A 24258-nucleotide genomic window follows, 5' to 3' on the forward strand; every position below is an offset into this window, starting at 1 on the left:
GGCGGCCCGTTCAGCGGCGCGGCGCTCGGTGCGAGTCGGAGTGGGCAGCGGTGCAGCCAAGAGCCCCGCACGCTGCAGACGTTGGCCGGCCGCAACGGCGGCGGCGCTTACGTGGCGGCGCTTCATTGCGACGCCCCCGCGGTCAGGCGCTCGACAGCATCCGCGGGCCAGCGCAAGCGGCCGTTTTCAAGGCGTATGGGGCGCAATCCGCAGTAATGCCCGTGGCGCCACAAGGCGGTGCGGATCGAGGCGGGCTTGACGTCGACCGCCTTGGCAAGCGTGACGGTCGTAATGAGTTGCTGTTGCATGGCTGCCACCGTTCGTCTATCAGGTGGCGCCAGTTTTTCAATCCGCTATCCCGACATTGGGAGCATTCCGGGACTACTTTTTGGGCGCGAGTTGATTCTTGAGCGTTTTCAGGCTTCTGCTCTGTTCGGTTTGCGTTACGGTATCCAGGTACCGCACGCAATCGCCCTCGATCTCCTGGAAACGAACCCTCACCGGGTTCTCGCGAGCGGCGCGGAGGTCATCCAGGAGGTCCGACCCCTCGGTTGTGTCTAAGCGGATCTCATCGAGCACTTGCGCATAATCCCGCGTCCCGAGTTTCTCGCAGATTCGCTCTATTGCATGATTCAGCGGCGATAGCTTGCCCTTGCGAGAGGAGCCCCCCTTCTTTTGCCCCGTGGCTACCGCACCGCCCATTCCCGCGAACTGCTCCAGCATGCGCCCCCATGCCGCGCACAGATCGTCTACGTGATACCCCGTCAAGGTCCGGTCGTAGCGAACCGCGTAGAGCACCTCTTCGGCGCACTCCACGAATTTAAGAACTGCGGCGGTTCGCTCGCCATCGCCCTGCCCGCTGATAAGCTCTCGCGCCGGCGCGATCAATTCAGACTCAACGAGCGCCGCGTATCTGGCAGCTCCCGCGTCTAGCAGGAGTTCACCGTCGTCCGTAACCCAAATGTTTCTCATCGCGCCACAGATCCGGTCGCGCTCCGAAGGATAGAGAATTGCGCTCACGCTGACGCCCCCACCACGCGAAGCCCCGGCGCCTGCTCCGCGCTCGGTTGCTCAATGCCGGCCTGCTCCAAGATCCACCCTTCGACCTTGGTGTGCCACATCCGAAGCAGATCGAGCGGGCGCCGCCGGTAGTGCTTCTCCGCGATGGCGCTGGGCTTGTGCCCCATGATCTGCGCGACGATCCCGGCCGGCACTTCCACCCATTCCGCCAGCGTGCCAAACGAGCGCCGCAATCCATGCAGAGACAGCGCGGGCAGGCCTCCGGCGGCGAGGGCCTTCACATGCTGAATGCGCGGCTCCTGCAGCCTCCCGGATTCCGCCTTGGGGCTGCTGAATACCCATCCGTTGCGGCGCGGTAGCGGTGCCAGGAGGGAGGCGACAAAGGGGGTCAGCGGAATGGTGCGCTCGCCTTCTACCTTGTCGCGGATGGTCAGGCTTCGCCACTGAAAGTCCAAGTCATCCCAGCGCAGGCCGGCGAGCTCCTCGCGGCGAGCGCCGGTGAGCAAGAGGGCTTGTAGGTATGCTGCAATGACCGGGTTTCCAATCTTGCCGACGTGCTCGAACCACAGCGCGAGCTGTTCGCGCTGCAAGCAGTCGTCCTTAGCACGGGCCTTGGGCAGCGTATCGCGCGCCATGCGCCGATTGCAGGCGTCAGCGTGCGTTACGTCCCGGTACTCGGGCCGATCGCCACACCAGCTCATGAACGCACGCAGGGCTCGGTAAGTCTGCGCGGCTTGGGTGGGCGTGCGGGCCGCCAACGGTTCGAGCCATGCCTTGACGGCCTCCCCGTCTAGTTCCGACAGGCGCATCGCGAGCAGCGGATACAGGGGCCCCGGTTGCGTCTTATCGGACTCCCCGTGCCTGCGGCCTCGGGTCCGCGGTGCGCCGCCCTCCTTCGCCATGTTCTGGTGATTTAGTAGATGGCGCTCGCCCCACTTGCCGGCGCGGGCCTTGAGATACGCGCGCCAAGCCTCCCCCACGGTTACCTCGTCCCGCTTGGCCTCCTCCCGCTTGGCCTCCACAGCGGCGAGGCGCTCCGCTTTGTCTTGTCGCGGGTCTATCCCCTTGTCGACCAGAGTTAGCAGGCGGTTGGCCTCCGTGCGGGCGTCCTCGATATTCCACGCGCGAACGTCACCGACCGTCACGCGCACGGTTTGGCGGTTCAACTTGGCCTCGAAGATGAACGCCTTCGCGCCGGCCGTTGCGCGCACCGCAAGGCGCGGCGCTACGGTATCCCACAAGAATGCTTGCTTGATTCCCTCGGGGCACGTGAAGCGGCGGATGCGATCCGGGGTAAGGCGTTCTCGCTGCATGATGTTGGCTCCTTTGGCTACACCGTGTAGCCATCCGCCTCGCCCTCGGGTCGCGGTCGGTAGGTCATCCGTGTAGCCACGGTGTAGCCAAATTCTAGCGATGCGCGCCTACTTTTGTCTATGAGCGATTACGCACAAATTCCACGCAAATCCACTAATGGCGCGGCTTTCATGCGATTTTGTAGATATCTGTCTATGGTAGTCAAAACGCCTATTTTCCCGCCTTGTAAGCGGTAGGTCATCTGTTCGAGTCAGATTGTCGGCACCAAACGCACTTCGCACGGGCCCGGATCGCACGACCGGGCTTTTTGCTTTCCGGCCGGCGCCTTTCCGCCCGCGCGCGGGCCGCTGCCTTAGTGCTGCTGCACTGACTGGACGCGCACCGAGCGCCACGCCGCGAACGCCTCGGCGCGGATCGGTTCGCTGATGACGTAGCCCTGCGCGACGTCGCACCCTTGCGCCGACAGGTGTTCCCACCCGGCCCGGTCCTCGACGCCCTCCGCGACGACCTCGAGGTCGAGATCATGTGCGAGGTCTATGGTCGAGCGGACGATGACGTCCGAATCGCTGTTCGCGAGCATGTCCTGCACGAAGGATTTGTCGATCTTGATCGCGTCGACGGGCAGCTTCTGCAGGTACGCAAGCGAGGAATAGCCGGTGCCGAAATCGTCGATGAACAGGGCACTGCCGAGGTCCTTCAGCCGCTGCAGGCAGTCCCGGCTGCCCTGTGGATCCTGCATCAGCGCGCTTTCGGTGAGTTCGAACTGGATGTCCTCCGGGTCGGCGCCCCAGGTCGCGAAATGATTGCGCACGCGCTCGATCAGCTTGGGATCGCGCAGGTCGCGCGCGGAGAGGTTCACGGCCACAGGCACGCTGAGCCCGTCCTGCCGCCAGACATAGCTTTGGCGGAAGGCAGCCTGCATGACCCAGTCGGTGAGCGGGCTGATGAGCCCGCTGTGCTCGGCGAGGCCGATGAACTCGTTGGGCCACAGGGTGCCGCGCAGCGGATGCTCCCAGCGCACCAGGGCTTCGACGCCGCACAACTCGCCGCTGGAAAGCCGCGCCTTGGGCTGGCAGTAGAGACGCATCTGGCCGGCGTCGATCGCACGGTGCAGATCGCCGATGAGCGCGAGCCGGCCCGCGCACTCGCGATCGCGCCCGCCGGTATAGAGCGCATGCCCGTGTCCCTGCTGGCGCGCTTGGTGCATCGCGACGTTGGCACGGCGGATCAGCGCGTCGGCCTCCGTGCCATGACCGGGGAACACGGCGATGCCGATGCTGCCGCCGGCGTCGAGCATGATCTCGCCGATCGTGACGGGCTCGAGCAGTTCGGTCAGCAGGCGCTGCGCCGCGCGCGACGCAGCCGCGGCGTCCGCGTGCGGCAGCAGGATCGCGAACTCCGATTCGCCGACGCGGGCGATGCCTGAGGCTTCCTGCATGACACGCCGGATGCGGGTGGCGACCTCGCACAGCATCACGTCGCCCTGCTGGTAGCCGAGCGTTTCATTCACCTCCTGGAAGTGATTCACGCCGAGCACCAGCAACGCCAGAGGACCGCTGTGCACCTTGGCGGCGTCGATCTCGGCAACCAGGCGCATGCGCAGTCGCCAGCGGTTCGGGAGGCCCGTGAGCGCATCTTCCTCGGCCATGCGCTTGATCGTCTCCTGCGCTTCCCGGCTCCGTTCGCGCAGGCGCAGCGTCGCGATGCCGAAGGAGAGATCGTCCGCCAGTTCGCCGAGCAGACTGGCTTCCGCTTCGTCGAAGGCATCCTCCTCGGTGGCGGCGATCGTCAGGTTGCCCAGGATCTCGTCGCCCTGCCGCAACGGAAACGCGCTGACCGCAGCGATGCCCCGCCGCAGGTCTTCGTCACGCCACGGGGCGAGGGCTTCGTCCTTCCGGATGCTGCGGCCGATGCTGGGCTGCCCGGTGCGGATCGCCACGCCGGTGGCACCATGTCCCCGTTCGCCCTCGCCCCATGTAAGGCGCTGCCAGTCGAGGAACTCGCGGTCGATACCGTGAAAGGCCATGATCGCCACGCTCTTCGCTTCGTCGTGCTGGGCATAGCCTACCCATGCGAAGCGATATCCGCCTTCCTCGACGATGATCCGGCAGATGTCCTGCAGCAGGCCCTGCTCCTCGGTGGCACGCACCAGCGCGCGGTTCGCCTCGCTAAGGGTCTTGCGTGCGCGGTTCACCCGGCGCAGAGCCTCCTCGACCACGGCGTGGCGCTCGGCCTTGCGCAGCACGATCATGCCATAAGCAAGTGCATTGACCGCCTCCTGGAGGAGATCAACGGAGCCGGCGGCGAAGCCGTCCGCACGCATGCCTGCGATCTGCAGCGCGCCGAGCAGTTGCGTTCCGTCGCGCAGCGGCAACACCGCAAGAATCGACGCATGTCCGGCAGGGGCGAGGAATGGCCGCCCGGCCAGCAAGGCTTCGCGCGCGGCGAGTCCCCACGGCGAATCGTCGAACGCCGGGAACTCCTCACCGAAGTCGTCCAACGTCGGTTCGGAGCATGCAACGCGCTGCAGCGTAAGGCATTCCACATCGGCGAAACTGACCGCTGCGAACCGGAAAGCCGCCGTGTCGACGACCGCCTGGCAGACGTTGCGCAACAGTCCAGGCTCGTCCGTCGCAGCGCGCACGGCCGCGTGGGTCACGCGCAGCGCGGTCAGGGCATAGCCAAGCTCCGGCCCATCCGAATGGGGATGCGTCGCCGCCATCCTCTCCCTGCCCGACAATTGCTCGTCCATCGTCATGGCACGCCCCTGATCAACCGCTGGCCGCTCATCCACGCGCCAGCGCCGAATTTAGACACTTCATGCACCACAAGGTTGGTTCCACCGCAGAACGACGTGCAGTTGCCCAAGCGATACCCCGCCGCCGGCGACCGCGCGGCGTCGGCTCAGCCCCGTTCCGCACTCAGAGCTTGTAGCCGATCTGCCGCAGCAGCTTCTTGCGTGCGTCGATCTGCTGCTCATCCTCGATCCCGAGCGGCGGCGCGCCGTCGACGACGCCGATGATGCCCCGCCCCTGCCCCGTCTCCGCCAGCAGGACATCTACCGGATTCGACGTCGCACAGAAGATGCGGCATACCTCGGGTACCTGCTTGATCGCGTTGAGGACGTTGACCGGATAAAAGCCTTCGCCGAGGAAGACGATGAAGCTGTGACCCGCAGCAATCGCCTGCGCGTTCGTCTGTGCCATCAGGACCATCGCGTGGTCCGTGCCCGACCAGCGGATCAGGCGGTCGCCGGATGCTTCGCAGAACGCCAGCCCGAAGCGGATGCCGGGCACCGCATTCACCAGCGCTTCGTGGATGTCCTCGACCGACTTGATGAAGTGCGTCTGGCCGAGGATGAAGTTGATCGGCTCGGGCTTTTCGATCCTGACAGCAATCAGATTCATGGTGTCGCGCCTCCCCAGTGATGGGCCGCGCCGTGGCGTCGTGCCGAACCGATACCCGTACAGGCGACCGTCACCTTCACCATAGCACCCGGCCGGACCGTGCGCGGCGGCGCGTTCAGGGAAGGCTTACTGCCGACCGCCCCCTCAGCCTGTCCTCGCCGCCCGCATCGAGAGTGGCCGCCTGCCGGGCGATCGCGACGGCGACCGCGGCGAGCGTGGCGAGCACCCAGTCGAGCGACACATAGCTGGCGATGCAGCCGAGGATCACGGGTCCGAGCAGTCCGCCGAGCGCCCCGAGACCGGCGATCAGGGCAAGCGCCTCCCCGCCCATCCGCCCGGCGACCGAGAAGATGACCGGCGCAGCGGCAGCGAGGCCCAGACCGGTGACGGCGAAGGCGAGCAAGGCGACCGGCAGCTGCTGCTGCCAGGCCGCGAGCGCGAGAGAGATCGCACAGGCGATCGCGCCCGTGCGGACGATGCGCAGCGCACCGTGACGCGTGACGAGACCGTCCGAGAAGAGCCGCCCCACCGCCATCGCCCCGAAAAACAGCGCGAGGCCGATGCCGGACAGGCTCTCGCTCGCCTGCAGGCTCTGGTTGAGATACACCGACGCCCAGCCCATGACGCCGCTTTCGAGCACGGTGCACCAGCAGAACAGCAGGCCCAGGCCGAGCCAGGATTCGGGGGCGTGATGCATGGCGACGGGCGTGGTCGATCGGGCGGCCTCGGCCTCGAGCGTCGCCGCAGCGGCGCGATGGATCAGCGCGGCGACGAGGCCGACCGCGGCCATGTGCAGCGGCAGGCCGACGTCGAGCGCCGCGAGCAGGCTGCTGATGAAGGCCGACAGCACGCTGCCGAGGAAGAAGGTGGCGTGCAGGCGTCCCATCATGCGCGTACCGCGCTGCAGTTCCCACTGCGAAGCCTGCTGGTTGATCGCGACGCCGACGCCGTTGTAGATCACGCCCTGCGCGAAGAGCCCCGCATACAGGCCAGGGACACCGGGCAGCCAGGGGATGGCCGCCAGCACGATGCCACCGGCCGTGCCGAAGCGGTGCAACATCCCGCGACCGCCCCAGCGCGCCAGCAGCCAGCGGTTGAGCGGATACGCCAGCACGCCGCCGAGACCGGTGGCGAACAGCGCCCAGCCCCATTCGGCGTTGTCGAGGCTCCAGCGCTGGTAGAACTCCGGCTGGCGCGTCATCAGGACGCTGCCGACGCCGCCCAGCGCGGCAAAGCCGGTCACCAGCGCCCACAGGGGGCCGGCAGGGAACTTCAGCATGTTGTCCTCGTGACGGGAAAACGGGGGAAGCGAGGCGATCGAGGATTCAGGAGCCCCGATACGCGTCGAGCTCGAAGCGTTCGATGAAGGCGCGCACGACCCCGTTGGTCCAGCCGAAGCCGTCCTGCACCGGATACTCGCCGCCACCGGCGTCGAGCCCCATGTCGCACACGTCATACTTTTCCATCAGCTTGCCGGTGCGGCGCCACACCCGGTCGGCCAGCTCGACGAAACGGGTCGCGATCTCGCGCGCAAGTTGGTCATATCCGTAGTCGAGCAGCCCCTGCACCACCACCCACTGCAGCGGCGCCCAGCCGTTCGGCGAATCCCACTGTTCATGCGAATCGGTCAGGGTCGTCACGACCCCGCCGGGTCGCAGGAAACGCTGGGCGATGTTGCGCGCGACGCGTTCGGCCTGCGCCTCGTCGACGAGACCGCAGTACAGCGGGAAACCGCCCGCCAGTGACCAGCATCCGCTCTGCTTTCCGTCGCGCCAGGCCCCGTCGAAGAACCAGCCCAGCTCTTCGTTCCAGCAGTGCTTGATGATTGCCACGCGCCGGCGCTCGGCCGCGAGCCGGTAATCGACGGCACGGGGTTCGCCCAGTTGCGCGAGCCAGTCGCCAAGCATCCGCTCGATGCGGAACAGCAGGCAGTTGAGGTCGACCGGGATCAATTCGGTCGTGCGGATGCTCTCCAGCTGTCCGCCCTCATTGCACCAGCGGCTGCTGAAGTCCCAGCCCGACTCCGCACCGGCGCGCAGGTTGCGGTAAAGCTCGTCCTGCTGCTGCGGGGCCGCGTGGGCATGGAGTTCGACGTCCTCGGCGAAGGACTCTTCGCGCGGCGTGTTGCGCTCGTCCCAGTAGCGGTTGAGCAGCGCGCCGTCGGCGAGGCGCACCGTGCGCCGGTCGGCCATCGCACGACCGTTGTGCGGTGCCGGCGTGCGCGACATCCAATAGCCATATTCGCGCTCCACTTGCGGCAGATACGGTCGCACCGCGTCAAAGCCCCGTTCGCACTCGAGCAGGCGCAGCATGAAGGCGAACATCGGCGGCTGCGAGCGGCTGAGAAAATAGCTGCGGTTGCCGTTGGGGATGTGGCCGTGCGTGTCGATGAGCCACGCGAAGTTGCGGATCATGTTCTCGACGAGGTCGAAGCGCTTCGACGCGAGCAGGCCCAGCATCGTGAAGTAGCTGTCCCAGTAGTAGATCTCGCGGAAGCGCCCGCCGGGCACGACATAGGGATGGGGCAGCGGGATCAGCGAGCCGAGCGGAACGTCGGCGCGATCGGCGTCGCGCGTGAGCGCGGGCCACAGCTGGTCGATGTGGGCGGCGAGGCTTGGCGCCGGCCGCACGGATCCGGACGTGCCCGCGCCCTGGCCCGGCAGCGCGAAACGCCTGCGCACGAAATCGCCGACGAGCGCGTTGAACTCGTCCGCGATCCGCTCCGGCGGCGCAAGCGGGACACTGTCGGGGAAAGTCTTCGAATCCTCGAACACGCGCGCGAGCTGCACGGCCTCGAACAGTGCGCCCGAGGTCTGGAGTCCGTCTTCTGTCACTTATTTTCCTTGTCGCGGGGAACGGTCACGACGGGTTGCGTAGGGCGGATGAGCCGCGCAGCGGCGTTGTCCGCCGCATGGGCGTCAAACACCGGGCATATGGCGATATGCGCTTCGCTCTTCCGCCCTACGGTCTTTCAGTGCATCACGTTCGTGCGCGCCGGCTCCGCGAACGTGATCGGGGGCGCGTCCATGCCCGGCAGGCAGCTCGCGCCGTTGCCGACGGCGCGACGAGCGAAGGCCTTGCCCGACTCGTCGAAGAGGTGGCAGTGCTCGGGTGGAAGCGAGTAGCCGACCGTCTCGCCGGCCGCGATGTCCGAGCGGCGCGAATTGCGTACGACCCACGGTTCGCCGAGCTTGCCGCTATCGAGGTAGTGGTAGGTCTCGTTGCCCATGTGCTCGACGAACAGCACGTCGGCGAGGTAAGGCGCGTCCGCGACGGTGCCCCACTCGATGTGCTCGGGGCGAATGCCCAGCTTGACCTTGGTCCCTTCGGCGCTCGCGGGCGTGGCGATCGGCACCGTCAGTTGCTTGCCGTGCCACAGCCTGACGACGCTTTCGGTATCGCCCGAGCTCACCAAGGTGCCGGGGAGCAGGTTCATCTTCGGCGAGCCGATGAATTGAGCGACGAACTCGTTCGCGGGATGGTCGTAGAGTTCCAGCGGCGTGCCGACCTGCTCGACGTTGCCGCGGTTCAGGACGACGATGCGCTGCGCGAGCGTCATCGCCTCGACCTGATCATGCGTGACGTAGATGATCGTGGATTTAAGGCGGCGGTGCAGCGCGGCGATCTCCATGCGCATCTGCACGCGCAGCGCCGCGTCGAGGTTCGATAGCGGCTCGTCGAAGAGGAAGAGCTTGGGCTCGCGCGCAATGGCGCGACCGATCGCGACGCGCTGGCGCTGGCCGCCGGAAAGATCCTTCGGACGCCGCTGCAGCAGCGGTTCGAGCTGCAGGATGCGGGCGCTCTGCTCCACGCGGCGCGCGATCTCGTCCTTCGGCAGCTTCGCGAGCTGCAGGCCGAAGGCCATGTTTTCGTACACGCTCATATGGGGGTACAGCGCATACGACTGGAACACCATGCCGATGCCGCGCTCGGACGGCGTGTCGTCATTCACGCGGGTGCCGTCGATGTACATGTTGCCGCCGGAGATGTCCTCCAGGCCGGCGATCATGCGCAGCAGCGTCGACTTGCCGCAGCCGGACGGGCCGACGATGACGACGAATTCGCCGCTGTTGACCTGCAGGTCGATCGCCTTGATGACCTGCGCGGCGTCGCCGTAGCGCTTGTTGAGTTTCTCGAGAGTCAGTTGAGCCATGATCGTGATTCCTTGTCGGGGGGCGGACCGCCGCGGGCGCGCCGGGTTCTGTTCGTGATTAGCCTTTGACGGCGCCGGCGGTCAGCCCGCTGACGATGCGCTTCTGGAAGATCAGCACCAGCACGATGATCGGGATCGTCACGACCACCGACGCGGCCATGATGTGCCCCCACGGCAATTCGTACTGCGAGGTGCCCTGCAACATGCCGATGGCGACCGGCACGGTGCGGTTCTCGTTGGAGATGATGAAGGTCAGCGCGAACATGAACTCGTTCCATGCGCCGATGAAGGCGAGCAGCCCGGTGGTGACCAGCGACGGCCCCATGATCGGTGCGAAGATCTTGGTGATGATCACCCACAGGCTTGCGCCATCGACGATCGCGGCCTCTTCCAGCTCAACCGGCAGCGAGCGCATGAAGGTCGTCAGCACCCACACCGTGAAGGGCAGCGAGAAGGTGGTGTAGGACAGGATCAGCGAGCCGATCGAGTCGTACAGGCCGAGGAAGCGCACCAGCTCGAACATCCCCGACAGCACCGCGACCTGCGGGAACATCGACACGCACAGGATCGTGAAGAGGATGTATTTGCGGCCGCGGAAGCGCACCCGCGCCAGCGCGAAGGCCGCGGTGATCGACACCAGCAGGCAGATACCGACGGCGATCGTCGCGACGAGGAAGGAGTTCAGCAGGCTGCGTCCAACGCCGTTCTCGCCCAGCGCGCTGACGTAGTTCTCCCAGTGGAAGGTGGTCGGCAGGTAGCTCGTCAGGAAGAGATCCTGCCCCGTGCGCAGCGAGGTCAGGATTGCGTTGTAGAACGGGAACACGCAGATCACGCTGACGACCAGGGCCGCCAGGTAGATCCAGAATTTCGTGCCCAGCTCTCGTTGTTGGCGTGTGAGCTTCATTCCCGTGCCTCCTTGCCTTCGTGGCTGAAGCGGTTGATCCACAGGAAGCACGCGGCGATGCCTGCGACCATCATGAACACCAGCACCGATGCGGCCGAGCCGACGCCCATCTCCTGGAAGGACACCATCTGCTCGCGGGCGTAGCCGGAGATCGAGATCGTCGCCTCGCTGTTCGAAGTCAGCACGTAGATCAGGTCGAACACGCGCAGCGCGTCCATCACGCGGAAGATCAGCGCGACGATCATCGCCGGCATGATCAGCGGCAACGTGATGCGGCGGAAACGCTGCCACGCGGTGGCGCCATCGACGCGTGCGGCCTCGTAGAGGTCGGAGGGGATCATCTGCAGCGCGGCGAGCAGCATCAGCGCCATGAAGGGCACCGTCTTCCACACGTCGGCGATCACCACCGCCCACATCGACAGCGTCGGTTCGGCGATCCACGCGAGCGGCGTCTCGATCAGGCCGACGCGCAGCAGCAGGTCGTTGATCACGCCGTACTGGTCGTGGAACATCCAGCCCCACATCTTCGCCGTGACGATCGTCGGGATCGCCCACGGCACCAGGATCGCCGCACGCACGAGGCCCTGGCCGCGAAACTTCTCGTTCATCAGCAACGCGAGCAGCATGCCGAAGAACAGTTCCAGCGACACCGAGCACGCCGTGAACCACAGCGTGTTGCCAACCGCCTGCCACCACAATGGGTCAGCGAGCACGCCGAAGCGCTCGCCGTCGGCGAAGTCGAGATAGTTGGCCAACCCGACGAAGTTGTACTCCTCGGGGGTATCCATCGCGGCGTCGGTAAAGCTGTAGAACAGCGTGCGCAACAGCGGCCAGCCCGCCACCGCGAACAGCAGTATCAGCGCCGGCGCGACCAGCACCCATGCCGCGCGGGCGCGGCGCTGTTGCAGGCTGCGCTTGCGGCCCGGCGCGCTCGCCGTCGGGGGCGGTGCGACCGCGGCCGATGGCAGCAGGCTTTCGGAATTGTGAGTCATCGTTGATACCTCGTATTAACCCGGCCAGCAATCGCGTGAAGTCCGGCTGAGTGCTGCACGGTAGCCCCCTCCCCTTCAAGGGGGAGGAACGATGCGCCGAAGCTGTCACGCCGGCATCGCAATCACTTCCACTCGCGGCCCTTGATGCGCTTCAACTTGTCCTCGAGGTCCGCCACCGCCTGTTCGCCGGTCGCGCGGCCGCTCAGCACGTCATAGCCGGCGTTGAACATCGCCTTCGACACTTTCGGGAACTGCGAGCGCGTCGGGGTCGAGGGACGCGGCACGGCGTTCGCGAACACGTCCTTGAACTCCGCGAGGTACGGCGCCTTGGCCTGCACTTCCGCATCCTGGTAGGTATCGACGCGCGCGGGCGGAATGCCCAGCAGCATGAAGGCGCGTTTCTGCGTGTCCGACTCGGACAGGATGCGCACCAGCTTCACGGCCGCATCGGGATTCTTCGAGTAGGTGCTCACGCCCCACTGCCAGCCGCCGAGCGTCGCCGCATGCAGACCGTCCTCACCGCCCTTCGGAATCGGCAGCACGCCGACCTTGCCCCTGACCGGGCTGGTGGCGTCCTGCGTCAGCAGGTAGGCGTAGGGCCAGTTGCGCATGAAGAGCGCGTCGCCGTTCTGGAACACCGCGCGCGACTCCTCCTCCTGATAGCCCATCACGCCCTTCGGCGCGATCGTGCCGACCCAGCTCGCCGCGGTGTTGAGCGCCTTCGCCGCCTTGGGATTATTGATCGTCACGTTGCCCGCAGGGTCGACGAAAGTGCCGCCGTTGTAGGACGCAACCCACTCCATCACGTCGCAGGAGAGGCCCTCGTAGGCCTTGCCCTGGAAGACGAAGCCCCAGAAATTCTTCTGCCCGGCGTCGCGCTCGGCCTTCTGGATTTTCGTTGCGATGCGGGTCAGGTCCTCCCAGGTCTTGGGCGGTTGCTCCTTGTACTTTTCCAGCAGGTCCTTGCGGTAGTACATCATCCCGGCATCGACCTGCCCCGGCACGGCCTTGATCCGGCCGTTGACGATGTTGTTCTTCCAGTTGTTGGGGAAGAAGGCCGGCTCCAGGTCCTTCACCTTGTCGGTCAGGTCGAGCATGTGCTTGTCCAGCAGGCCGACCCAGATCACGTCGATCGACAGCACGTCGACCGCGTTGCCGTCCTTCGCGGCGAAGATCTGCTGGAACAGCGCGAGCTTTTCGTCGGAAGCCGCCGGCATCTCGACGAATTCGAGCTTGTGCGGCGTTTCCTTCTCGAAGCGCTGCTTGACGTGCTCGCAGAACGGCTTCATCGCACCCGAGATGTTGCACGCCATCTTGAGCGTGTCGGCGTGCGCGGCGGGCAATGCCGCGAACAACAGGGCGCCCAGGGCAGCCGGTAGCAGTTTCTTCATGATGGTGTCTCCTCCGTAATCTTCAGTTTCGGTAGTGTGTGTTCGGTGCCGGGTCAGCTCACGCGGTACACGCGGGCTTCAAACGGGCGCAGCGTCAGCCGGCGGGTGTCTTCGTGCGCCGCGACCGGGTAATTCGCGAGCAGCAGGTCTTCATGACGCAGCGCGAAACCGTCATGCCCGCAGCGCGCGTCCTTGCCCGACAGGTTCGTGATGACGACGATCTGTGCGCTGCCCAGCGTGCGCGTGTAGGCGTAGATCTGCGGATCGTTGTCCAGCAGCAGCGCGTAGCGGCCGTGCACCAGCGCCCGTTCGGCCTTGCGCAGCGCAATCAGGCGGCGGTGGTAATTCAGGATCGAGTCGGGGTCGGCTTCCTGCTGCGCGACGTTGATCGCGGGGTAGTTCGGATTCACCTTCAGCCAGGGCGTGCCGCTCGTGAAACCGGCGTTGGGCGAGGCGTCCCACTGCATCGGCGTGCGCGAGTTGTCGCGCGAGGTCACCGCCAGCCCGGCGATGATGTCGGAGGCCGGCACACCCTGCGCGCGCTGCAGCGCGAACTCGTTCTTCGCGAAGACGTCGTTGAAGTCGTCGATGCCGTCGAAGCGGGTGTTGGTCATCCCGATCTCCTGCCCCTGATAGATGAAGGGCGTGCCTTCCATCAGGAAATACATCGTCGCGAGCGCGGTCGCGCTCTCGCGCCAGTAGTGCTCGACATCGCCCCACTTCGACACGATGCGCGGGATGTCGTGGTTCTCGAGGAACAGCGCGTTCCAGCCCACGCCGTGCAACGTGCCCTGCCAGCGCGAGAAAATCTTCTTCAACCCGACGACGTCCAGCGCCGCCTTCGGGTCCTGCGCCCACAGGTGGAGGTGCTCGAACTGGAAGATCATGTTGAGGCGATTGCGGTCCGTCCCCACCCAGTCGCGCGCCTGCTCGGCGGAAACGCCGTTGGCCTCGCCCACCGTCATGATGTCGTAGTCCGCAAAACTGTTCTGGCACAGGTTGTCCATGTAGTCGAGCACGCCGTCGACATTCATGTGCATATCCAGGCAGGACACGTAGTCGAGCCCTTGCGGGTTCGGCATGTCGGGCAGCCCGGCCACCTTCTTCATGTGGCTCACGGCGTCGAGACGGTAGCCGTCGATGCCCTTGTCCAGCCACCAGCGCACCATGTCGTTGATCGCCGTGCGCACTTCCGGGTTTTCCCAGTTCAGGTCGGGCTGGCGCGTCGAGAAGAGGTGCAGGAAGTACTGGCCCGTCGTCTCGTCGTACTTCCACGCCGAACCCTTGAAGATGCTTTCCCAGTTGTTCGGCTCATTGCCTTTTTCACCCCCCTTGCCATCCTTGCCGTCGCGCCACACGTACCAGTCGCGCTTCGGGTTGTCCTTCGACGAGCGCGACTCGATGAACCACGCGTGCTCGTCGCTGGTGTGGTTCACCACCAGGTCGAGGATCAGGCGCATGCCGCGGCTATGCACCGCGTCGAGCAGGCGATCGAAGTCGGCCATCGTGCCGAACTCCTCCATGATCGCGTGGTAATCGGCGATGTCGTAGCCGTTGTCGTCGTTGGGCGACTTGTACATCGGGCAAATCCAGATCACGTCGATGCCGAGCGCCTTCAGGTAGTCGAGGCGCGCGGTGATGCCGTTCAGGTCGCCGATGCCATCGCCATTGGAGTCCATGAAGCTGCGCGGGTAGATCTGGTAGGCGACCGCCTCCTTCCACCACTGCGTCTTCACGACCTTGTTGTGCTGTTCACTCATTGGGGGATTCCTCTCGTCAGGCTGCCCGCGCGCCGAGCGCGAGGGCGAAGGATTCGTAGGGGCGTAGCGCGAGCGTGTCGCCCAGCTCGCCGCGGCTGTCGTAGTTGCTCACGAGGCATTCGCCCCGCACGCCGCGCAGCCCGGCCGGCAGTTCCAGCTCGACCGGCTCCGCGAAGAAGTTGCTGATGACGACGATGCGCTCGTCGCCGAGATTGCGTTCGTAGGCGAAGACCTGCGGGTGCGCCTCGAACAGCGGCCGGTAATCGCCGTGCACCATCGCCGCGCGCTGCTTGCGCAGCGCGATCAGGCGGCGGTAGTGATGGAAGATCGAGTTCGGGTCGTCGAGCGCCGCCGCCGCGTTGATCTCGCGGTAGTTGGGATTCACCTTCAGCCAGGGCGTGCTGGCCGTGAAGCCGGCATTGACCGTGTCATCCCACTGCATCGGCGTGCGGGCGTTGTCGCGGCCGTTGGCGTAGATGCCTTCCATCATCGCCGCGTGCGGCACGCCCGCCGCGGTGCGCTCGCGGTAGAGGTTCAGCGACTCGATGTCCTGGTAGTCGGCGATCGAGTCGAAGCGCACGTTGGTCATGCCGATCTCCTCGCCCTGATAGACGTAGGGCGTGCCCTTCAGGAAATGCAGCGCGGTCGCGAGCATCTTCGCGGACTCGACGCGGTAGCGGCCCGGATCGCCGTACTTCGACACCGCACGCGGCAAGTCGTGGTTGTTCCAGAAGAGCGAATTCCAACCGGTGTCGGCAAGCGCCGTCTGCCATTTCGTGATCACCTGCTTGAACTCGCGCAGGTCGAACGCGCGCGGCGCCCATTTGCCGTGCTCAGGATCCCAGGTGATCGTGATGTGTTCGAACTGGAACACCATCGACAGCTCGCGGCGCAACGGATCGGAATAGAGCTTCGCGATCTCCGGCGTCGCGCTCCACGCCTCGCCCACGGTCAGCACGTCGCGCTCGCCGAAAGTCGCCGCATTCATCTCGCGCAGCAGCGCATGCAGGCGCGGGCCATTGGTCGTGACGCCGGCGTCGACGTCCTTGCCGATCAGGTCGATCACGTCCATGCGGAAGCCGCCGATGCCGCGGTCGAGCCACCAGTTCATCATGCGATGCACTTCGCGCTGGACCTTGGGGTTCGCCCAGTTCAGATCCGGCTGGCGCTTCGAGAACAGGTGGAAGTAGTACTCGCCGGTCGCCGCGTCGAACTCCCAGGCGCTACCGCCAAAGTAGGAACGCTGCACGTCCGGCACCGAGCCGTCGGCCTGCGGCGCGCGCCAGATGTAGTAATCGCGGTACGGGTTGTCCCTCGACTTCCGCGCCTCGACGAACCACGGGTGCTCGTCCGAGGTGTGATTGACGACGAGGTCCATCACGATGCGGATCTCGCGCCTGGCGGCCTCGGCGATCAGCGCATCCATCTCTTCAAGCGTGCCGAACTCCGGCGCGATGTCGCAGTAGTCCGAGATGTCGTAGCCGTTGTCGTCCATCGGCGAGCGGTATACCGGCGACAGCCAGATCACATTCACGCCCAGCGTGCGCAGGTAGTCCAGCCTGGCGATGATCCCGGCGAGATCGCCGATGCCGTCGCCGTTCGCATCGCAGAAGCTGCGCGGATAGATCTGATACACCACGGCGTCGTGCCACCACTTCGTTTCCAAGCCCCTGCTCCTCGCTCAGCGCCCCGCACGACATACGCGCCGGGGACATCGAAAACCCGCTCTTGATGAATATGTCTGATGAAGCTATAAAATCTTCCAAAGCGGTTTGGATCGTAATCCGAAGCGCTTTGGATGTAAACTGTTTTTTGTGTGAGGAACCCGCTCCCGAAAACTCGCTAGACTTGGGTCATAGCGCGGGCCGTCCGCAAACGGCCCATGAATGCCCGATACGGGCCGAAGGAACACCGATGAAGGTCAATCTGAAAATGCTGTCCGAGTCGCTCGGACTGTCGCAAACGACCGTGAGCCGTGCGCTCAACGGCTATTCGGACGTCAGCGAGACCACGCGCCAGCGCGTCATCGAGGCCGCAAGCCAGCTCGGCTACCAGCCCAATCCCCAGGCGCGGCAGCTCGCCACCGGCCGCGCCGACGCGATCGGCATCGTGTATCCGTTCGGCGCGAGCGACATCGGCGACATGCGCTTCGGCGAGGTCGTATCCGGCCTCACCGAGCGGCTCGCGGAGCACCGCATCGACCTGCTGATCCATTCGTCGCGCCCCGACGTCGAGCTCGACACCTACCGTCGCCTCATCGATGGCCGGCGCGTCGACGCACTGATCGTCGCGCGCACGCGCCTGGACGACCCGCGCATCCGCTTCCTGCAGGAACGCAACTTTCCGTTCGTCGCCTATGGCCGCACGGAAACGGCGCTGCCCTATGCGTGGTTCGATTTCGACAACGAAGCCGGCGGCCGCATGGCCGCCCGGCGCCTGCTCGACCTGGGCCACCGCCGCATCGCCCTGATCCATGCGCCGCTGGAGTTGACCTTCGCAGCGCAGCGCTACAAGGGCTTCATCACGGCCTTGCGCGAAGCCGGCCTCGAACCCGATCCCGAACTGGTCATCGAGGCCCCGCTCAACCGCATCGGCGGATACCAGGCCGTCGGCAGGCTGCTGGCGATGAAGAAGCCCCCCACCGCGCTGCTGGTCGACAACAACGTCGCGGGCGTGGGCGCATTGCGCGCCCTCGGGGACAAGGGCTGGAAGCCCGGCAGCGGGATGTCGCTGATCGTGTACGACGGCATCCCGTCCGAGATTCCGCTCACCTGCACTGTGACCGCCGTGCTGCAGCCGACCGGCGAGTCGACCGGCCGCGCCCTCGCCGATCTGGTGCTCGACGTGCTTGCCGGCAAGCCGCTCGCCGACCTGCACCGCCTCGGGCAGCCGTGCGTCGGCGCGGGCGAGACGGACGGCCCGCCGCCCGCCCCTACCCGACGCCCGCGCGCGAAGGCGCTCGGCTAGCCCCTCCCGGGCACAACCGGGGAAGGCTGCCCATGAGAACCGCGCGCTGCGGCGGGGCTCCATGGTTTCACCCTGTTCAGGCCTTCAGGCTCAGAACCACACTTCCATCTGCGCGCCCACCAGCCACTTGCTGTCGCCGGTGAATTTCGTGCTGCCGAAACCCTCGTTCGCGCTGCCGTCGTAGGTAAAACCGTTCAGATCCTTGTCCCAACCCATCCACGTGGCGAAGAGGCGCAGCTCGGGCCGCGCAAAGAAGCCGGCGCCGGTGTCGAGCTTGAAGGTTGGTGAGACGGTCAGCTTGTAGAAGTTGCCCTTCGCCTGGGTGAAGGTGCTGTCCAGATCCATGTACTGGAAGCTGCCTTCGTACTGCATCGCGAAGTTCTTGTTGATGGCGTTGGTGAAGCGCAGGTTGGCGGACGCCCACTTGTACTCGTCGCCCTTGTTGAAGCGATCCTTGCTGACTTCGGCCATCAGCGCGGGCGAGACTTTCCATTTCGGCGCGAGATCGGTCACGCCGAAGCTCATCACGCGAAACGCCTGAGCGTCTTCCAGCAGATTACCGACCGCGCCGAGCCGCTTGACCTCGGCCCCCAAGCCCCGACCAGCCAGCACGCCGGTCTTCGAGAAGCCATCGGCGACCCCGTAGAAGCTCGGCGCATGATAGGCAAACAGGCCGTGCAAGCCGCTGGTCGCGCGGTCGCTGCCGTTCACGTCGTTGTTCTTCGCATGCATGCCGTTGAGCATGAACTGCCAGTTGCCGACATAGTTGTTCATCGTGAAGACGTAGCTCTTGATGCCTTCGTCGTCCTCATTGAGGAAGTCGCGACCGTACACCGACACGTTGGTTTTCCAGTCCGGCGTCACCTGGGCGTCGTAGACCCCCGCACCGGTGCCCGACAGGAAGACAAAATCGCTGTCAAAGAAATGGATGTCGAAGTTCTTCTTGTCGAAGCGTTTGCCCGCCCAGATCGTCGCGTTCTCCAGCGCCGTGCCCTTGAAGGTCGGAAGGTTGCCCATTTCGGCATACGCCCAGCGAACGTTGATGCCGTTCTCGCCACCGGTCCAGTCGTTATTGCTATTGACGCCGTCGGCAAGCATGAAGCCGAAGGTCGCCCAACTGCCGTCATCCGAGCGGAAGTTCTTCAGCAACTTCGCTTCGGCATAGGTATCGGTCTCCAGGCCCAGGCGGCCCACCGCACCACCCAGATTGCCTGCCGGCGTGATGTAGGGGCCTACCCCCTTCACAGTGAACATGTCGCTGTTCGACACGGTGCCCGCGCGGGCATATCCGTGGAACTCGAAGGACGACGCGGTTTCGGCCGCCGCCTTGGTCAGCGGCGCCTGCGCATCGCTGGCCGCCTTCGCCGCCGACGCGGTGGTGTCGGCCTTGCGGGCAACTTCGCCGGCCTGCTGGGCGCTGCTGCTCGCCTGCTGCGCGGCGGTCGTAGCTTGCTGGGCCGCAGTGGTCGCCTGCTGGGCGGCCGTGGTCACCTGACGCAGCATCTCCTCGAGCTTTGCGATGCGCGCCTCGAGTTCCTCGACGCGCGTCTGCTTTGTCTTGTCGGCCGCGCCGGCGCTTCCGCAGAAAGCCAGCGCGATGCCGAGAGCGATGGCGGATTTCTTCGTGATCATCCTGGTTGTCTCCTCTTCCTCGATTTCTTCGTGCCATGCCGCCCGTCACCACACCTCTGCGGGCGCGTGCACCGGACGGAAAACGTTTGTCGACTTACTCTCCGCACGCGGACCGGCTTCGCCAGATCCGTGTTGACGCGAAGTGTAGTATTGCTACTTTTCGAACGCAAATACTTTGTATCTTTTTGACAAGTCAAGCACGCATCGAGGGGGGCCGAAACATCCTTGAACGACCAATAAAGTCCGATTTTATTGATACTTAACGCTCTTCCAGAAAGCCATATCAGGAGTCAACATTGACGTACACGGTTAGTGTATTTGTTCCAACTACACATTCATTCGTGGATTATTTCTCCCGAAAGCGCTTTCGCCCAACCAAGCAGGCCTCGCAGCGAAACACGTTGGGAACGCATGCCGGACGGACTCCCGTCCGTCCAGCGCGTCGATCATTCCTTTCAGGAAATCCGGCGGGCGCCAAATACCGGCAACGCGGCGCCGGCCACGACCACCGACAGCGCCGCCGTCAGTAAACCAGCATGCGCAAGGCCGCCGATAAGCGGCGGCCCGATCATGAAGCCGCTGTCGCCGAGGGCGCCTCGCCGGCCGGCTGATGCAGGTGCAGGTTCAACCCATCAACCACAACGCCCGATCGAGCCGATGCACGCCGAGGTCGATCAGCGGTCCTCCACCTGCAAGGGCCTTCGTGCCGAACCACCTTGGCGGGAGGAGCTCGCAGCGTCTGCGGTTTGCGAGCTGCGATCCGGACGCCGTTCAGACAGTGGCGAGCCAGCGCCTCAGCAGACCGCTCAATTCGGCAGGCGAGAACGGCTTGCCGAGGAAGTCGTCCATTCCCGCCTCGCGGCAACGCTCGAGGCTCTCGTCGCGTTCGCCGGCAGTGAGTGCAACGATCGCTGTGGGCGTCTGGCCGAGTTCGCGCTCGCGCTCGCGCCACGCACGACTCGTTTCCCAGCCGTCCATGCCGGGCATGCGGCAGTCCATCAGCACGAGATCGAGGTTCGGTTCGCCGAGTGCGACTTCGAGGGCCTCGCGCCCCGAAGCGGCGACCTTCACCTCGCAGCCCAGCGCTTGGAGCAGCCCGCTGCTCGCTTCGCGGATGCCCGGATCGTCGTCCACAAGCAGCACTCGCCCGACGAACTCCGCCCGCCCCGAGCGCTCCGCCGCGTCGCGCCGCAGCCACTTCAAGAGCGTGCCGAGCAGGACGTCGCGCTCGACCGGCTTGGACAGGTAGTCGTCCATCCCCGACTCGAGGCACTTCTCGCGATCCCCGCTCATTGCGAACGCGGTCAGCGCAATGATCGGCGTGTGCCGCGCGGAATCCTCGAGCAGACGGATGCGGCGCGCTGCCTCATACCCGTCCGTGCATGGCATCTGGCAGTCCATCAACACCAGATCGGGCTTCCAGTCGCGCACCAGCGCGACGGCCTCGTCGCCGTTGCGCGCCGACCGCACGACGCATCCGCCTGCACGCAGGTACTCGCCGAGCACTTCCTGGCTCACCTCCACGTCGTCCGCGAGCACGACGCGAACGCCCGCAAGACGCCCCGCGACGGCGTGCGGCACCGGCGCCGGAAGCGGGTCGCCCAGCGCGAGAGGCAGCTCGAACCAGAAGGTGCTGCCCCTGCCTTCGCGGCTCTTGAGGCCCAGCTCGCCGCCCATCAGGCCGACGAGCTGGCGGCAGATCGCGAGTCCCAGTCCGCTGCCGCCGAACATGCGTGTCGTCGACGAATCGGCCTGCGCAAACTTCTCGAAAATTTTTTCCTGGAATTGCCGTGCGATCCCGATCCCGGTGTCGCGCACCTCCACCCGCAGACGCCCCGTGGTCGCGTCGGTCGGCTGCCAGCCGACGCTCAACGTTATCCCGCCGCTGGCGGTGAACTTCACCGCATTGCTGAGCAGGTTGTCGGTCACCTGGCGCAAACGCACCGGGTCGCCTTGCAGCAGCGGCGGAATATCTCCGCTCCACGAAGTCTTGAAGCGCAGGTTCTTGCGCGCGACGGCAGCCTCATGGATCAGGGCGGCATCGTCGAACAGCGAACGCGGGTCGAAGCTCTCCGGCCGGATCACGAGCTTGCCGGCCTCGACGCGGGAAATGTCGATGATGTCGTTGACGATGCCCAGCAACTGCCGCGCGCTGTCGTGCGCGAGGCGGACGTACCTGTCCTGCTTTTCTGTCAGCGTCGTCTGGCGCAGCAGATCGAGCACGCCCAGAATGCCCGTGAAGGGCGTGCGGATCTCGTGGCTCATGTTGGCGAGGAACTCGCTCTTTGCGCGGCTGCACGCCTCGGCACGCTCGCGCGCATCGCGCACCTCCGTCTCCGCGGTCTTGCGCTCGGTGACGTCGTCGAAGGTCCACACCAGGCCGCGTCCGAGATCGCCGGGATCGATCGCCTTGCCCGACAGCGCGCACCAGAACACCTCGCCACCGCGACGACGCATCTGCGTTTCCATGCGCAGTACATCGCCCGTCGCGAGGCCGGGCAGCACCCGGCTCGCCACCTGGTCGTGGGTCCACTCATCGGGAAACAGTTCCACCGTCCTGAGGCCGATCATGCCGCCTTCGGGATAGCCGAAGATCGTGGCCATCTGGCGGTTGGACCGCGTGATGCGACGGTCCGCGGGATTGCTCGCATCCACGTACGCGATACCGACGGCGGCCGCATCCAGGGTGGTCTGCTGGATCGCCTCGAGCTCATCCTTGGCGCGCCGCAGACCGATCTCGGCCCTGCGCGCCTGCAACAGCGCCCAGCCAAGCATCCACATCAGGAGCGCGAAACCCGCGACGATCGCGGCGATGAGCAGGCGCATGCCGTCCATGCGATCGGCGAGTTGCGCGTTCAGCGAAGACAGCACTCCCCAGCGGTCGAGTTCGGCCGCCTCGAAATCGCTCGCAAGCCGGCGCACCTCGGCCGCAACTTCGGCGAGCTGTTGGTCCGCGGCATCGCCGTCCAGCAGCGCCACGCGTGAAACCGACTCGCGGATCGGGTCGATGCGACTCAACAGAGAACGGCGCAGCGCGGGGTCGGCGTCCTGTCCTTCGGCCCCGTAGCTCGCCGCCAGCGCGAGCGCCTCCTCGGCGCGGGCGAGATGCTGGCTGCGCTTCTGGAGGTCATCGCCGGCGCGTTCGACGCGCTCCTGCGCGTGGCCGAGAAAGTAGCGCGCCTTCAGCAGTGTGCGTGCGCCATGCACGGCGTTGAAGTTGGCGCCCAGGAACACCTCGTGCAGCGTATTGAATCGCGCGAAACCGATCATCAGCATCACGCCCGCCAGCACCGCAACGACGTAAATGATGAAGGGCAGGCGCTGCGCCCCCTTCGATTGCTCCTTCAACCTGAACATCCCCTTATGTTTCGGGCAGGCCGACGGTTGTGCCTGCGGAAAACCCCTTCTATGATCGCGGACATTTTCCGCTCTGGATACCCCGATGGACAATACGCGCGACGGCAATTTTCGCCTTCAGGGGCGCCCGCGCCCTCGGCGCCGGATGCGCATGTTCGTGGCCGCGGCATTCGGCGCGATTGCATGCGGCAGCGCGGGCCCGGCCGCAGCCACGATATCCGACGGCGAAGTGCGGGTCGGGCTCCTCGCCGACATGAGCTCGGTCTACGCCAACATTTCGGGACACGGATCCGCGGCCGCCGCACGGATGGCGGTCGAGGACGCCGGAGGCGAGGTCGCCGGCCGTCCGATCAGGCTCGTCATCGCGGATCATGGCAACGATGTCGTCCGGGCCGTCGAAACGGCACGCCGCTGGCTCGACGAGGAAGGCGTGGACGTCATCGCCGACGTCGTCGCCTCGCCGGCGGCGCTGGCCGTGCAGGAGCTCAACCGCTCGCGCGGGGCGGTGGTCTTCTACAACGGCGTGATGACCTCGGACCTCACCGGCTCCGCCTGCGCCCCCACCGGCATCCACTGGATGTACGACGGCTACGCGTTCACGACCGCGATCGGACGTGAGCTCACGCAACGGGGTGCGCGCTCGTGGTACTTCGTCACCGTCGATAATGCCTTCGGCCAGAACGTGCAGGCCGACCTGACGAAGGTCATCGCTGCCAGCGGCGGCAACGTGATCGGCGCCGCGCGCCACACGCTCGGCCAGGAGCAGCTCTTCGCCCAGCTCCGGCAGGCTGCGCAGTCCGGCGCCGACGCGATCGCGCTGGTCAACGCCGGCGACGACATGATCCGCGCCGTGCGCCAGAGCTACGACGTGCTGAGCGTGAGCAAGGGCCAGACGGTGCTCGCGGCGGTCGCGACGACGCTCAACGACGTGCATCTGATGAAGCCGCAACTGGCCCAGGGCCTCAAGCTCGCGCACGCCTTCTACTGGAACCGGGACCCGGAGGCGCGCGCCTGGTCGGAACGTTTTCGCGCGCGCACCGGGGCGATGCCCAACGACATGCAGGCCGGCGTCTATTCGGCGCTGACGCATTATTTCAAGGCCGTCGCGGCGAGCGGCAGCGACAAGGGTACGACCGTGGTCGCGAAGATGCGCGAACTGCCGATCCGCGACCCGATCGTGCGCAACGCCCGCCTGCGCGAGGACGGCCGCATGGTGCACGACACCTACCTGATGGAAGTGAAAAAGCCCGCGGAGATCACCATCCCGTGGGACTACCTGCGCATCCTGCGGACCATCCCTGCCGAACAGGCCTTCAAGCCGCTCGCCGAGGGCGGCTGCCCCCTCGTCAAGCACTGAACGG

Annotated in this window: 17 protein-coding genes, 1 tRNA gene and 1 pseudogene; 3 read left to right on the plus strand and 16 right to left on the minus strand. The window is 65.7% G+C overall.

Features of this window, described 5'->3' with window-relative positions:
• Positions 1-122: 122 nt before the first annotated feature.
• The 3 genes from BW991_RS04260 to BW991_RS04270 all read right to left on the minus strand — a co-directional run bounded on the left by BW991_RS04260 (position 123) and on the right by BW991_RS04270 (position 2333).
• Positions 123-308: a DNA-binding protein gene (locus BW991_RS04260; protein WP_076600838.1), complete on the minus strand. Its 186-nt coding sequence runs from the start codon at positions 306-308 to the stop codon at positions 123-125.
• A gap of 73 nt (positions 309-381) precedes the next feature.
• Positions 382-1020, minus strand: coding sequence for a hypothetical protein (locus BW991_RS04265; protein ID WP_139335895.1), 639 nt, complete (start codon positions 1018-1020; stop codon positions 382-384).
• Complete coding sequence (locus tag BW991_RS04270) at positions 1017-2333, minus strand: integrase family protein (RefSeq protein WP_076600840.1); 1317 nt, start codon at positions 2331-2333, stop codon at positions 1017-1019. The genes BW991_RS04265 and BW991_RS04270 overlap by 4 nt, the downstream gene beginning before the upstream one ends.
• A 181-nt stretch (positions 2334-2514) precedes the next feature.
• Between BW991_RS04270 and BW991_RS23830 the strand changes: the two genes are divergently transcribed.
• Positions 2515-2601, plus strand: a tRNA-OTHER gene (locus BW991_RS23830).
• Between the two features lie 85 nt (positions 2602-2686).
• On the opposite strand, the gene BW991_RS04275 is transcribed toward BW991_RS23830, so the two are convergent.
• From BW991_RS04275 to BW991_RS04320, 10 genes are all read right to left on the minus strand, one after another.
• Entirely contained in the window at positions 2687-5092 is a 2406-nt protein-coding gene (locus BW991_RS04275) for a bifunctional diguanylate cyclase/phosphodiesterase (RefSeq protein ID WP_342067042.1), read from the minus strand.
• A gap of 163 nt (positions 5093-5255) precedes the next feature.
• A complete protein-coding gene (locus BW991_RS04280; RefSeq protein WP_076600842.1) occupies positions 5256-5741 on the minus strand; it encodes an adenosine-specific kinase in 486 nt (161 codons plus the stop codon).
• Between the two features lie 115 nt (positions 5742-5856).
• Positions 5857-7020 carry an MFS transporter gene (locus BW991_RS04285; RefSeq protein ID WP_076600843.1) on the minus strand — a complete coding sequence of 388 codons (1164 nt, stop codon included), beginning with the start codon at positions 7018-7020 and terminating at the stop codon, positions 5857-5859.
• Positions 7021-7066: 46 nt separating this feature from the next.
• Positions 7067-8575 carry an alpha,alpha-trehalase TreF gene (treF, locus tag BW991_RS04290; protein WP_076600844.1) on the minus strand — a complete coding sequence of 503 codons (1509 nt, stop codon included), beginning with the start codon at positions 8573-8575 and terminating at the stop codon, positions 7067-7069.
• 137 nt (positions 8576-8712) lie between these two features.
• A complete protein-coding gene (locus BW991_RS04295) occupies positions 8713-9894 on the minus strand; it encodes an ABC transporter ATP-binding protein (RefSeq protein WP_076600845.1) in 1182 nt (393 codons plus the stop codon).
• 58 nt (positions 9895-9952) lie between these two features.
• Complete coding sequence (locus BW991_RS04300; protein ID WP_076600846.1) at positions 9953-10798, minus strand: carbohydrate ABC transporter permease; 846 nt, start codon at positions 10796-10798, stop codon at positions 9953-9955.
• Positions 10795-11790: a carbohydrate ABC transporter permease gene (locus BW991_RS04305; protein ID WP_076600847.1), complete on the minus strand. Its 996-nt coding sequence runs from the start codon at positions 11788-11790 to the stop codon at positions 10795-10797. Before BW991_RS04305 ends, BW991_RS04300 begins: the two co-directional genes overlap by 4 nt.
• Before the next feature lie 122 nt (positions 11791-11912).
• Entirely contained in the window at positions 11913-13181 is a 1269-nt protein-coding gene (locus tag BW991_RS04310) for an ABC transporter substrate-binding protein (RefSeq protein ID WP_076600848.1), read from the minus strand.
• 53 nt (positions 13182-13234) lie between these two features.
• Positions 13235-14941 (minus strand): glycoside hydrolase family 13 protein, encoded by a 1707-nt coding sequence (locus BW991_RS04315; RefSeq protein WP_076600849.1) that lies wholly within the window; start codon positions 14939-14941, stop codon positions 13235-13237.
• Positions 14942-14957: 16 nt separating this feature from the next.
• Positions 14958-16607, minus strand: coding sequence for a glycoside hydrolase family 13 protein (locus tag BW991_RS04320; RefSeq protein WP_076600850.1), 1650 nt, complete (start codon positions 16605-16607; stop codon positions 14958-14960).
• A 248-nt stretch (positions 16608-16855) separates the two neighbouring features.
• Between BW991_RS04320 and BW991_RS04325 the strand changes: the two genes are divergently transcribed.
• Entirely contained in the window at positions 16856-17908 is a 1053-nt protein-coding gene (locus tag BW991_RS04325; protein WP_076600851.1) for a substrate-binding domain-containing protein, read from the plus strand.
• A 90-nt stretch (positions 17909-17998) separates the two neighbouring features.
• Here BW991_RS04325 and BW991_RS04330 read toward each other — a convergent pair whose 3' ends face one another.
• The 3 genes and pseudogenes from BW991_RS04330 to BW991_RS04335 all read right to left on the minus strand — a co-directional run bounded on the left by BW991_RS04330 (position 17999) and on the right by BW991_RS04335 (position 22897).
• Positions 17999-19540: a carbohydrate porin gene (locus BW991_RS04330; RefSeq protein WP_076600852.1), complete on the minus strand. Its 1542-nt coding sequence runs from the start codon at positions 19538-19540 to the stop codon at positions 17999-18001.
• Positions 19541-20164: 624 nt separating this feature from the next.
• Positions 20165-20254: pseudogene (locus BW991_RS24445) on the minus strand (Gfo/Idh/MocA family protein); the annotation flags it as partial.
• Positions 20255-20311: 57 nt separating this feature from the next.
• Positions 20312-22897, minus strand: a complete 2586-nt coding sequence (locus BW991_RS04335; RefSeq protein WP_244551606.1) for a response regulator — start codon at positions 22895-22897, stop codon at positions 20312-20314.
• Positions 22898-22982: 85 nt separating this feature from the next.
• Between BW991_RS04335 and BW991_RS04340 the strand changes: the two genes are divergently transcribed.
• A complete protein-coding gene (locus tag BW991_RS04340) occupies positions 22983-24254 on the plus strand; it encodes an ABC transporter substrate-binding protein (protein WP_084204954.1) in 1272 nt (423 codons plus the stop codon).
• Positions 24255-24258: the final 4 nt, after the last annotated feature.

Origin of the sequence: Aromatoleum tolulyticum, from assembly GCF_900156155.1 — a bacterium.
GTDB classification, from domain to species: domain Bacteria; phylum Pseudomonadota; class Gammaproteobacteria; order Burkholderiales; family Rhodocyclaceae; genus Aromatoleum; species Aromatoleum tolulyticum.